The organism is Mycobacterium interjectum (assembly GCF_900078675.2).
Taxonomy (GTDB): Bacteria; Actinomycetota; Actinomycetes; order Mycobacteriales; family Mycobacteriaceae; genus Mycobacterium; species Mycobacterium interjectum.
In genome coordinates this window covers 4,137,122-4,148,852 of record NZ_LT546237.1, presented here as the reverse complement: position 1 = coordinate 4,148,852, position 11,731 = coordinate 4,137,122, and the positions used below count along the sequence as shown (strand labels likewise).

The 11,731-nt window shown below is 68.7% G+C and carries 14 protein-coding genes and 1 pseudogene; 3 read left to right on the top strand and 12 right to left on the bottom strand.

Annotation, left to right across the window (positions count from 1 at the left end; genetic code table 11):
* Positions 1-38: 38 nt before the first annotated feature.
* Entirely contained in the window at positions 39-680 is a 642-nt protein-coding gene (locus BN4348_RS54540; protein ID WP_066917020.1) for a TetR/AcrR family transcriptional regulator, read from the bottom strand.
* A gap of 77 nt (positions 681-757) precedes the next feature.
* Between BN4348_RS54540 and BN4348_RS54535 the strand changes: the two genes are divergently transcribed.
* Positions 758-2,227: a flavin-containing monooxygenase gene (locus tag BN4348_RS54535; RefSeq protein WP_066917019.1), complete on the top strand. Its 1,470-nt coding sequence runs from the start codon at positions 758-760 to the stop codon at positions 2,225-2,227.
* 9 nt (positions 2,228-2,236) lie between these two features.
* Here BN4348_RS54535 and rraA read toward each other — a convergent pair whose 3' ends face one another.
* From rraA to BN4348_RS60570, 10 genes are all read right to left on the bottom strand, one after another.
* A complete protein-coding gene (gene rraA, locus BN4348_RS54530; RefSeq protein ID WP_066917018.1) occupies positions 2,237-2,710 on the bottom strand; it encodes a ribonuclease E activity regulator RraA in 474 nt (157 codons plus the stop codon).
* Between the two features lies 1 nt (position 2,711).
* Positions 2,712-3,167, bottom strand: coding sequence for an Rv3852 family protein (locus BN4348_RS54525; protein WP_066917017.1), 456 nt, complete (start codon positions 3,165-3,167; stop codon positions 2,712-2,714).
* Between the two features lie 104 nt (positions 3,168-3,271).
* Complete coding sequence (locus tag BN4348_RS54520) at positions 3,272-3,784, bottom strand: copper resistance CopC family protein (protein ID WP_066917016.1); 513 nt, start codon at positions 3,782-3,784, stop codon at positions 3,272-3,274.
* The gene (locus BN4348_RS54515) at positions 3,781-4,416 is read right to left on the bottom strand and encodes a YcnI family protein (RefSeq protein ID WP_066917015.1); all 636 of its coding nucleotides are present in this window, start codon (positions 4,414-4,416) and stop codon (positions 3,781-3,783) included. The genes BN4348_RS54520 and BN4348_RS54515 overlap by 4 nt, the downstream gene beginning before the upstream one ends.
* Positions 4,413-5,069 (bottom strand): DUF6474 family protein, encoded by a 657-nt coding sequence (locus tag BN4348_RS54510; RefSeq protein WP_066917014.1) that lies wholly within the window; start codon positions 5,067-5,069, stop codon positions 4,413-4,415. Before BN4348_RS54510 ends, BN4348_RS54515 begins: the two co-directional genes overlap by 4 nt.
* A 110-nt stretch (positions 5,070-5,179) precedes the next feature.
* Positions 5,180-5,578 (bottom strand): helix-turn-helix transcriptional regulator, encoded by a 399-nt coding sequence (locus BN4348_RS54505; protein ID WP_066917013.1) that lies wholly within the window; start codon positions 5,576-5,578, stop codon positions 5,180-5,182.
* 454 nt (positions 5,579-6,032) lie between these two features.
* Positions 6,033-6,728: a TMEM165/GDT1 family protein gene (locus BN4348_RS54500; RefSeq protein ID WP_066917012.1), complete on the bottom strand. Its 696-nt coding sequence runs from the start codon at positions 6,726-6,728 to the stop codon at positions 6,033-6,035.
* A gap of 254 nt (positions 6,729-6,982) precedes the next feature.
* A complete protein-coding gene (locus BN4348_RS54495) occupies positions 6,983-7,516 on the bottom strand; it encodes a peptidase (protein WP_066917137.1) in 534 nt (177 codons plus the stop codon).
* 196 nt (positions 7,517-7,712) lie between these two features.
* Positions 7,713-8,336, bottom strand: a complete 624-nt coding sequence (locus BN4348_RS54490; RefSeq protein WP_066917011.1) for a superoxide dismutase — start codon at positions 8,334-8,336, stop codon at positions 7,713-7,715.
* Positions 8,337-8,486: 150 nt separating this feature from the next.
* Positions 8,487-8,642 (bottom strand): hypothetical protein, encoded by a 156-nt coding sequence (locus BN4348_RS60570; protein ID WP_167670484.1) that lies wholly within the window; start codon positions 8,640-8,642, stop codon positions 8,487-8,489.
* 451 nt (positions 8,643-9,093) lie between these two features.
* On the opposite strand from BN4348_RS60570, the pseudogene BN4348_RS54485 reads away from it, so the two are divergent.
* Positions 9,094-9,952: pseudogene (locus tag BN4348_RS54485) on the top strand (DUF4328 domain-containing protein).
* Positions 9,953-9,956: 4 nt separating this feature from the next.
* Entirely contained in the window at positions 9,957-10,796 is an 840-nt protein-coding gene (locus BN4348_RS54480; protein ID WP_066917009.1) for a glycerophosphodiester phosphodiesterase, read from the top strand.
* On the opposite strand, the gene BN4348_RS54475 is transcribed toward BN4348_RS54480, so the two are convergent.
* Entirely contained in the window at positions 10,793-11,725 is a 933-nt protein-coding gene (locus BN4348_RS54475; protein ID WP_084454567.1) for an LCP family protein, read from the bottom strand. The genes BN4348_RS54480 and BN4348_RS54475 overlap by 4 nt on opposite strands.
* Positions 11,726-11,731: the final 6 nt, after the last annotated feature.

Here is an 11,731-nt window from a genome sequence, read left to right as displayed (position 1 = left end):
CCCGCATCGCCCGGCTACGCCGCGCTTGCGATCGCCGCCTAGCCAGTTTCGCCGTAGATGCTGGTCACCCAGATGTGGGTGAGGGTGTCGACGACCCGGTCCTCGTCGACGGCCGGCGTCTCGGCCGCGAGGGCGGCCATCATTGTGCGCTCGTTCATCTGGTTCAGCGACGTCGCCAGGTCGGTCGCCGGGATGGTCTCCGGTGCCGCGCCGCGCGCGCGTTCGGCGTTAATGAGGGCCGCGGTCTGGTCGATCCACTTCTGCATGAACCCCAGCCACACCGGCCGCAGCTCCGCGCTGGTGGCCAGCGCCTCCGTCGCCGCGCGCGCCAGCGTGCGGTGCGAGCTGAACGCGTCGAAGAACGCTTTGATGCCGTTGCGCCAGACGCGGCGCGGGTCCTCCGGGAGTCGCTGCACCGCGCCGTCGAACTCGGAGTCGGCGCGCGCGATGATCGGCTCGAGCAGCGACAGCAGCACCGCTTCCTTGGATTTGAAATAGAAGTAGAACGTCGGGCGTGACAGGCCGGCGCCCTTGGCCAGGTCGTCGACCGAGATGCCCGCGAACCCGCGCTCTTCCAGCAGTCGTTCGGCGGTGGCGAGGATCGCCTGCTCCCGGTCGTCCCCGGAGGGGCGCAGAGCGCGGCGGCCGCGCAGGGCGCGAGTCGGGCCGACGGTAGTCACAGGACGTTACTTTACACGTCGTCGACAATTTCGACAGACCGTTGACTCGTTCGACACCGTGTTGATAGCGTGGCCCCATGACTGAGCACCTTGACGTCGTCATCGTGGGCGCCGGCATCTCCGGCGTGAGCGCGGCCTGGCACCTGCAGGACCGCTGCCCGACCAAGAGCTACGCCATCCTGGAGAAGCGTGCTGCCATGGGGGGCACCTGGGACTTGTTCCGCTACCCGGGCATCCGTTCCGACTCGGACATGTACACGCTGGGGTTCCGGTTCCGCCCGTGGACCGAGCGCCAGGCCATCGCCGACGGCGGCCCGATCCTCGACTACGTCAAGAGCACCGCGGCCATGTACGGCATCGACAAGCAAATCCGGCTCAACCAGAAAGTGGTCAACGCCGACTGGTCCAACGCCGACAACCGCTGGACCCTGCAGATCGAAAACGGCGGCATGACAACCACACTCACCTGTTCGTTCCTGTTGCTGTGCAGCGGCTACTACAACTACGAGCAGGGCTTTGCGCCGACGTTCGCGGGCGCGGAGGACTTCACGGGCCCGATCATCCACCCGCAGCACTGGCCCGAGGACCTCGACTACGCCGGCAAGAACGTCGTCGTGATCGGCAGCGGCGCCACCGCGGTCACGCTGATCCCGGCGATGGCGGAGTCGGGCGCCAAGCACGTCACCATGCTGCAGCGGTCACCGACCTACATCGTCTCGCAGCCGAAGCGGGACAAGTTCGCCGAGCGGCTGGGCCGCTGGCTTCCCGACAAGCAGGCCTACACCGCGATCCGGTGGCGGAACGTGCTGCGGCAGGCGGCGCTGTACGGGGCCTGCCAGAAGTGGCCGCGGCGGATGCGAAAGATCCTGCTCGGCTTCGTGCAGCGCCAGCTTCCCGAGGGCTATGACGTGCAGAAGCACTTCGGCCCGCGCTACAACCCGTGGGACCAGCGCCTGTGCCTGGTGCCCAGCGGCGACCTGTTCCGCGTCATCCGCAAGGGCAAGGCCGACGTGGTGACCGACACCATCGATCGGTTCACCCCGACCGGGATCCGGCTCGGCTCGGGCGAGGAGTTGCCGGCCGACATCATCATCACCGCAACGGGTTTGAACCTGCAGCTGTTTGGCGGGGCGACCGTGACGGTCGATGGGCAGCCGGTGGACCTGACCAAGACGATGGCCTATAAGGGCATGATGCTGTCCGGGCTGCCGAACATGATCTACACCGTCGGATACACCAACGCGTCGTGGACCCTGAAGGCCGATCTGGTCTCGGAGTTCGCGTGCCGACTGCTGAATTACATGGACGACAACGGTTTTGACACCGTCGTCGTGGAGCACCCGGGTTCCGACGTCGAGGAGCGTCCGTTCATGGAGTTCACCCCGGGCTACGTGCTGCGCTCGCTCGACGAGTTGCCCAAGCAGGGCTCGCGCACGCCGTGGCGGCTGAACCAGAACTATGTGCGCGACATCCGGCTGATCCGGCGCGGAAAAATCGCCGACGAGGGCCTGCGGTTCGCCAAAAAGCCCGCAGCGGTCGCCGTTTAGGCGGCTCGGCTACACGACCACGATGCCGTCGTCGTCGCTGTAGGCGATCTCGCCGGGCACGAAAGTCACCCCGCCGAGGGTGATTTCGACGCCGCGCTCGCCGGCACCCGTCTTGGTGCTCTTGCGGGGATTGGTGCCCAGCGCCTTGATGCCGATGTCGATGCCGCGCAGCGCGGCGGCATCACGCACCGCACCATGGACGATCAGCCCCGCCCAGCCGTTGGACCGGGCCAATTCGGCGATGACGTCGCCCACCAGCGCGGTGTGCAGCGAGCCGGCGCCGTCGATCACCAGGACGCCACCGCGCCCCGGTTCGGACAGCACGGACTTCAGCAGCGCGTTGTCTTCGAAGCAGCGCACGGTGCTGATCGGCCCGGCGAACTCGGAGCGGCCGCCGAACTGGCGGAACTGGAGGTCGCAGCTGCGCACGTCGGCCCCGATGTCGTCGACGAGGTCGGCGGTCGGCCGGAACGGCGCGGACACGTCAGCGGCGCCGCAGCTGCCGGATCAGCAGGATCGCCAGCAGGCTGAGCGCCACCGCGACGATCAACGGCACCGGCGACTGCCCGGATCTCGCCGGCGCACCCTCCGGCGAGACGGGATTGGGCGCGGCTTCGACGGTTGATTTAGCTTGCGCCGCGGCGTCTTTGGCCGCGGCTGCGAGGTCGCCGTTCGTTTCGATGCGCTGCTGTATGGCCACCTCGGCCGGTGGCGGGGGAGCGGGTTCCGGGGCTTTGGCCGGGGCTTTTTTGGCGGGCGCCTTTTTGGCGGGCGCCTTTTTCGCCGGAGCCTTTTTGGCGGGCGCCTTTTTCGCAGGGGCCTTTTTGGCGGGCGCCTTTTTCGCAGGGGCCTTTTTGGCGACCTCGGGGGGAGGTTTCTTCTCCGGCGGGGCCGGTGGGCCGTCGGGTTCGCCGTTGGGTTGGTCCTGCGGGTCTGCCATGCGGCCGCTCCTTTGCAGCTGTCCGTCGAAGTGTTGTCTTGCGCGCCGGTTCCTCGCGTCCCATCATGCCAGGGCGCGCGGGCGGCTCTCGGCGAGCGGGGCGCTCAGGGCCTGCGCCGCAGCGCCCACCAGCCCCCCGCGGCGACCAGGGCGACCGCCACCACCGCAAACGGCCAGACCGGGATGCCGCCACCCCCGGTCGGGCCGGCGGCGGGCGGCCCGGGGGTTCCGGTGCCCGGGACGGTCAGGCGAAACGACCAGGACCCCGACACGACGTGGCCGTCGGCCGAGGTGACGCGGTAGTTCGCCGTGTAGGTGCCGGCCGGCCCCAGGGGACGCAGGCCGATGGCGACGATCGCGCCCTGCACCGTCGGCTCCCCGGTGGACCACACGTGGGCGTCGGGCCCGACGACGGTCATGGCGGCGAACGCGGTCTGCAACCTTTCGTTGAACGTCGCGGTGACCCGGTCGGGACCGGTGGCGAGAACCGCGTTGTCGGCGGGGTCGGTCGAGACCCGCGCGGCGTGCGCGCACGCAGGTTGTGCGTTGATGGTCGCGGTCGACATCATCGCGGCCAGCAGCAGGCCTACCCACCCGGCGACCGCCCGGCGCCTCATGCGCGGCGGCGCAGCAGCACCAGTGCGACACCGAGGGCGGCCACCACCAGGGCCGCCCCGCCCAGCACGCGGGCGGCGGTGTCCGGTGATGTCGACGACGAGGGCGCCGCGGCGGGTGCATGATGCTGATGCGGCGCCCCGCCGCCCGCGCCGAGGCTGAGCGTGGGCGCGGGGTGTTCGGGCTCACCGCCGCCGGGCAGCGGCGGCTGGTCCCACTTCACGACCGTCCCATCGGCATAAGTCTGCGTGGCCGGGAAGCTGACGGTATCGGCGTCGGGCAGCTGCACCGATATCCGGAACAGCCCGAATTGGTCCACGCCGATCCCGCCGTTGGGCGCGGCCGTCCACGTCACCGAGCGGACGGTGCCCGACGCCGCGTCGCGATCGAGCTTGGCCGTCCAGCCCGGCATGGCTTCGGTGCTGGCGGCCGCCACGTTGGGCAGGCTGACGGTCAGCGCGGTGGTCGCCGCGCCCGCGTTGGATTCGTTGGGCACCTCGAAGGTGACGATCGCCATGGCGCCGCGTGCGGGGTTGTCGCTGCTGGCGTGGACGTGCGCCCATGCCACCGGGATGCCCACCGCCGAGCCGAGATAGAGCGCCGCGGCCGCGATCAGGACGCGTGCGGCGGTCATGTCAGCCCGAGGCGGGCCATCAGGTCCGCCTCGATGCCGTCGAGCTGCGACGAGATCGCGGCGTGCGCCGCCCGGCGCCGCGCGGCCGGCATGTTCTCCGCGGCGGTGACGGCCGCCGCCAGGTCGGTGAGCCGTTCGGTGATCGCGGCGACGAACTGTTTGGTCTCGGCGTCCTTGGGCTTGCGCTCCACCACGATCCGCAACGACTTCTCCGACCCGGCGATGCGTGCCGACAGCTGGGCGCCGTGCCCGGAGAACTGGCCGATCTGGGCCAACGGGATGCCGAGCTGATCCGCGCGCCGCTGGTCGATCGCCGCGCGCGCGGCCATCGCGCCCCGATAGATCACCGGCGTCAGGATCGGCGCCAGCAACCGAGATACCGTCAGCACCCGGCGAATCCGTGTCGGCGACAGCAACTTGCCCTCCTTCGCCGCCTTGAGCTCGGCCTCGGCCACCTTCAGGGCCGTCCGGTCGCTGTCTCGCTGCGATTTGATCTGCGCATTCAGGGCCTTCTCGGCGGCGCGCCGGTCGGCCTTGAGCCGGCGAGCGTCGTTTTTGGCGGCCAGCTTGGCCTCAAGTTTGGCGCGGGCCTTGATCGCGCGGGCCTCGGCGCGACGGGTCGCGCGGCTCTTTCGCTTGCGGAACAGGCCCATTCCCGGCCGCCTCCCGGTATCTCGTGACTGTCGCTCTCGCGCGTGCGTGATCCGAGAGCCAACCCTAATCGGAATGCGCCGGCGGCAGCCGGTCAGGTCGGGCTGTGCAGCTAGGCGTCGAGGCGTTCGACGCGGCGCAGCTCGTTGACCCGCTCCACCACGTCCTGTTGGGCCTGAGGGGACAATCCGACGGCGGCCAGGGCGATGCGGCGGACCCCGTCATCGCGCATCGTGGCCAGCCACGACAACTCGTTGTCGAGCTTTTCGTAGTACTCGTCGTCGGTGAAGTACGCCGGCTTGATGCGGAAGAAGTTGGCCAGGGCGGCCATGGTCGCCGACGACGGGTTGGTGCGGTTGCCCGAACGTAGCTGGGACAGGTAGGGAGCCGACATCGTGATGCCCTCCGCCTTGAGCGCGGCGATCACCTCCGCCGAGGTGTGCGGCCCCCGTCCCGGTGGATACACCGTGTCGAACAAGCGGTTGAGGCGGGCGGCGAACGTCGTGCTCATCGATATGACCTCTACTGGGCTGTAGAAGTGAACTATTGCCTAGGTGTATTTGCTGACAATGGTAGCGACGGATTGGGCCCGCAACCAGATGCAAACCCGCGGTACTCCGACACCGGCGTTGCTGATGGCGGCCGAGTAACCACTCGACGAGCGTCTAACTAATTCGCTGGGGTGTCCACTAAATCAGCCAACTTCACAGGTTATCCGCAGAATGCGGTGTCCCGGCGACGGTGGCGGGCCGCCGGGTGCGCGGATGGCGAGGCGATGCGGGCGAGGATGCTGGGCAGTCGCACCGCAACCGGCAGGCAACGCGCGGCCGTCGGCGACATCATTTGCTGTCAGGTCGGTGACACGCCCGAAAAACAGGCTCCGGGTGCAACGAATGGCCTCCGGAGATACCCCGGGGGCGACTGCGGGGTGGGGCGGCGCGAAGGACAGGGGTGCCGACGGCACTTTAGCCGATGTCGGTTAACCCCCCGGCGGTTGGAGCTTCCTGCCGGCGCCGGCGCCGAGTTTGCGCGGCCGCCGCGGTCGCGGCGGTCAGCACCACCGTCACCGTCACGGCGATCGCCAGCGAGCGCAACCCCAGCGCGCTGTCGAACAACATCCACAGCCCGAAGATCAGGAAAAGCAGGCCGGCCAGCGTGTGCAGCAGCCGTTGCGGCAGGCGCCGATGCAGCAGTGTGCCCGCCCCTATCGCCAACCCGTCGGCCAGCACCATGCCCAGGGTGGAACCGATCCACACCCCGGTCCAGTCGTGATCGCCGGCCAGTGTGACGGTCGCCAGCGACGTCTTGTCGCTCAGCTCGGCCAGGACGAAGGTGGACACGACCGTCAGCAGCGCGAACCTGGGTTGCGGATCGGTCCGAACCCCCTGCTCGGCGTTGCCGCCCTCGCGCCAGGCCCACACCGCGAAGATCAGGAACGCGATCGCCGACGCGAACGCCATCGGACGCGAGGGCAGGGCGGTGCCCAGGAAGTGCCCGATCGAGACCGTGACCCCGTGCACGAGGCACGCGGCGATCGCCACCCCGGTCAACACGACCCACCAGCGGTAGCGCAGCGCATAGGTCATGGTGACCAGCTGGGACCTGTCGCCGAGTTCGGCGAGGAAGACCACCCCGAGGGTGAGCAACGTGGCGGCGAGCATGGGAGGCGACCTTTCGACACGTGGTCGACGACCCAGTCGCCGAACATCGGTCGAAGGTCTCGCCCACCGCCCCCCGTGGGGCCGGTCCGCCGGCCGGGCTGTGCGCCAGTATGTCGACCCGACGATTCGGGGCTACTCCCCTTCGCTAACGGAGCCAAGGCTAACGGTCAGACCGGCCGGCCGCCAGACGGACGCCCGAGTTCGGGCACCCGTATTTCCCGATTCGACGCCCGAATCAATGGGTTTGAATTCCCTTACGCGGCAAGAAGCATCGCCAATATCGCCGTATCGGGGTGGCTGATGGGGTCGACGCCCACGCGGCTCACCATCGAGGTGATCGTCCCGTCGGACTCCGCCTCGACCCACGCGGCCCGGTGCTCCAATCCCAGATACGGCAACCCCGGAAGCAATACGCACCCGGATGCCGCCCCGGTGCACTCCGGCAACGACGGCATGGTTTCCGAGGGCGGATGCAGCATCAGCAATGCCGGAGGCTGATGATCGGCGAAATACCCTGGCTGAATGGCCGATTCACCGAAGACCGTGCCCTCGGCCAGCACCAGCCCGACGGTGCCGGGCTCGGGCTCGTCGGGTAACTCCTCCCGGGCACCGAACACCGTTGTGGTGGATAGCAATCCGGGCAATGACGCGACCCTGACCGCGACCATCAGCAGCTGGGCCCATTCTTTCGTCGAATCCGGCCAACGGCCGGAGATCACAAACCCTTTCAGGGCGCCACGGGCATGGAAGGGGGAAACCCCGATAGGACCCTCCGACCCAGTCTCCATCTCGACCTCCGTGTGACGCCTGGCTCCGCCTAACCACACTGGTAGCTCGAATGACTAAGCATGCCTGTGGGTTAGACGCCGTGCAACCCGACACGGCCACTGACGCGCATGTTCTCCAGATGCCCGGTTTTAACGCTCCGCAAACGGCGGGGGCGCCACGCGAATCGCGTGACGCCCCAGCCTGAGAAAGACGGCCTCAGCCGAAAATCAGTCCCTGGGTTTTCGACGTCGCGGCCGCGTAGCGGTCCTGGACGTCAGCCCAGTTGACGACATTCCAGAACGCCTTGGCGAAGTCGACCTTGACGTTCTTGTACTGCAGGTAAAACGCGTGCTCCCACATATCGAGCAGCAGCAGCGGCACGATTCCCAGCGGGAAATTGGACTGGTGGTCGTACACCTGGAAAATCAGCAGCTTCTGCGCCAGCGTGTCCCAGCCGAGCGCCGCCCAGCCCGAGCCCTGGACCGTGGTGGCGGCCGCGTGGAACTGCGCGCGGAACTTGTCGAACGATCCGAAGGCGTCGTCGATGGCCGCGGCAAGCTCGCCGGTCGGCTTGTCGCCGCCGTTGGGAGAGAGGTTCTTCCACCAGATGCTGTGGTTGACGTGCCCGGCCAGATTGAACGCCAGGTTCTTCTCGTTCAGCAGGACCGCCGAGTGGTCCTCCTTGGCGCGTGCCTCCGCCAGCTTCTCCAGGGCGTCGTTGGCGCCCTTGACGTAGGTGGCGTGGTGCTTGTCGTGGTGCAGCTCGTTGATTTGGCCGGAGATGTGCGGTTCCAGCGCTCCAAAGTCCCAGTCCAAGTCGGGCAGGGTGTATACAGCCACAGCATTCCTTTCTTCAGTGCATCGTTGGTGATGATCGGACGCTCATCGCGCGGGGCTGCCACGCGGCGGCCAGCCATAATCAACCCTGCTCCATGCGCGCGCCCGCCGCAAGGATGACCGCCGGGAACGAATACCCCTCGGGGCGAGATGTCAGTACAAGACGATGATGGCGAGAACCGCGAGCAACGCCAGCGCGATCAGGGCGGCGCGTAGGGCGGCGACGCTATAGCTGTGGTTACAGGCGGGCGAGCCGGAATACGAGTTCGACGCGGCCGGCGAACCGGGACCGAACGAATGCGTGGCCATCAAGCGCCTTTCACCTGCAAGCCCACCCCGCTTGAGTGAGGTGAGTCACAACGATTTTTCGTGACGGTGATCATAACCCCTGGGGCCGGGGTTGGAAAACGCGCTGCTTGACGACGCGCCGGACGGGCCGCTTCCAGCTTCACCCGGGCCCACGCGCCGGGGTGCGACCCGGCGGGCACCAGCGAGCCAGGCGGGCTCGTCCGCGGGTGCTTAGCGGGGCAATTCATTTCGCTCGGGCGCCGATCGGGTTGTTTATGGCACAGCCGTACCACCCGGCGGTTATCCACAGTTACGGCCCGGGCGGCTCGAAAAGGCTGTGTTGATGGGTGTGATGCCCGTTCGTCGACTGTGGATAAACCTGTGGAAACTGTGGATAGCCCTCGGCAATTGTCGGGTTGCCGGACCGGCCGCTTCGGCGGGGCCCGAATAGTCGCAAGGTTAGGCTGGTCCGGTGATCCAGGTGTGCTCCCAGTGCGGCACTCGGTGGAATGTGCGCGAGCGGCGACGCGACTGGTGTCCGCGCTGCCGCGGGGCATTGATGGCGCCGCTGCCGGACATGCCTGGGGCCGACCCGCGGTGGAGCCCGCAGTCCGGTCCGGCACCGGCCGGGCCGNCGGACAGGGCCTTCCGCGCCGACGGTGCGCACCACGCTGTTCCTTAGCGTCCTGATCCTTGGCATGGCCGCCCTGGTGTATGTCGCGCGGTATGTGCTGTTGGTCATCAACCGGAACACGCTGTTGAATTCGATCGTGGCCTTCGCCGCTGACTGGATTTCAGTGCTGGCCAGCGTGGGGGCGATCGCGGCGCTGATCGCCTCCGGCGCGATGTTGATCCGGTGGCTGATCGCGCGCCGGGCCGCCGTGTTCGCCCATCACGGCCTGCCGGAGTCGCGTTCCGTTCGCGCCTTGTGGGCGGGGTGCGTGCTGCCACTGGCGAACCTGTTGTGGGCCCCGATCTACGTCATCGAGCTGGCGACCGTCGAGGAGAACTATGCCCGGCTGCGGCGGCCGATCCTCGAGTGGTGGATCGCGTGGGTTTTCAGCTATCTGGTCTCGGCCTTCGCCATCTCCACCAGCTTGGCCACGGACGCCCAGGGCATCGCCAACAACACCGCGCTGATGGTTTTCGCCTACCTGCTGGCGGCGGTCACCGTGGCCGCGGCCGCCCGGGTCTTCGAGGGGTTCGAGCGCAAACCGGTGCAGCGGCCCGCGCATCGCTGGGTCATGGTCGAACGGGAGCCCACCGACCGCCGCGCCGGGCACGCATCCGGAGATCCGGTTGAGTTGGAGGGGCAGGAACCGGCAGCATAGGGGTATGACGTGGGCCGAGGAGGTGCTCGCCGGGCATCCCTTTGTCGTTGCCCACCGAGGAGCCTCGGCCGCCCGGCCCGAACACACGCTGGCCGCCTACGATCTGGCCCTCAAGCAGGGCGCCGACGGCGTGGAATGCGACGTGCGCCTGACCCGCGACGGCCACCTGGTCTGCGTGCACGACCGCCGGCTGGACCGGACTTCGACCGGCGCCGGTCTGGTCAGCACCATGACGCTCGCCGAGTTGCGCGAACTCGAATACGGTGCGTGGCACGACAGCTGGCGCGCCGACGGCACGCACGGTGACACCAGCCTGCTGACCCTGGACGCGCTGGTGTCGCTGGTGCTGGACTGGCACCGGCCGGTGAAGCTCTTCATCGAGACCAAGCATCCGGTCCGCTACGGCTCCCTGGTGGAAAGCAAGCTCCTCGCGTCGCTGCACCGTTTCGGGATCGCTGCGCCCGCCTCGGCCGACCGCTCCCGAGCCGTGGTGATGTCGTTCTCGGCGGCCGCCGTCTGGCGGATCCGGCGCGCCGCGCCGCTGCTGCCCACGGTGCTGCTCGGCAAGACGGCTCGCTATCTGGCCAGTAGCGCGGCCACCGCCGTCGGCGCCACCGCCGTCGGGCCCTCGCTGGCGACGTTGAAGGACTACCCGCAGCTGGTGGACCGTGCCGTCGCGCAGGGCCGGGCGGTCTACTGCTGGAACGTCGACGAGTACGACGACATCGACTTTTGCCGGGATGTCGGCGTGGCCTGGCTGGCCACCCACCACCCGGGTCGCACCAAGGCGTGGTTGCAGAACGCGCGCGCCGGCGACGGCAGCGGGTCGCCACGATCGAACTAGTTCTGTCCTTCGAGGGCGTCGGCGGGCACGGGCGCGTCGGCGGCGAGCGCCTCGAACAACTCGCCGGCCACCTCGTGGTTCCACACCACCACCGACCCGACGTCGCCGCTGGTGAACTCACCGATCGGCACCGTGATCGCGGTGGTGGTTCCGTGTAGCGCCCAGCCGAGTCGCGCCACGTCCCAGACATGGTCGCCCCGGTCCACGGTCATGGCGTCGGCGGCCGCGCGCGGCACCGAGTACCAGCGCAGCGGATTGAGCCAGACCGCCGGGCTGCCGACGCGGTGCAGCAGCGCCGACAGGAACTGGCGCTGGTGGGCCATCCGGTCCAGATCGGCGCGCGGTGTATCGCGGGTCCGCACGTAGCCGAGCGCGTCGCGGCCCGCGAGCTTCTGGCAGCCGGCCGGCAGGTCGATGCCGGCCAACGGGTCGTCGATCGGCGCGGTCGGGCACACGGTGATCCCTCCCAGCGCGTCCACCAGCGACGCAAAGCCGCCGAATCCGATCTCGACGTAGTGGTCGAGGCGCAGCCCGGTGGCCTGCTCCACCGTCTGGGCCAGCAACTGCGCGCCGCCCGTCGCGAACGCGGCGTTGATCTTGTCCTTGCCATGGCCCGGGATCGGCACGTACGAGTCGCGGGGAATCGACACCACCGTCGCCGGGGTGCTCGACCGGAACTCGGGCACGTGCACCAGCAGGATGGTGTCGGTGCGGCCGGTGCCGACGTCGCCGCCGGTCGCCAGCTGCTGCTGCTGCTCGGCGGTGAGGTCCCGGCGGCTGTCGGAGCCGACGATCAGCCAGTTCGTGCCGCGGCCGGGTGCGGGTCGGTCGGGATAGTCGGTCAGCGCCTGCTCGCGGTGCAGCCTGGTGTCGAACCACGCGGCCCCGCCCACGATGCCGGCGCCGGCGAGCAGCGCGCCGATCAGCACCGCGAG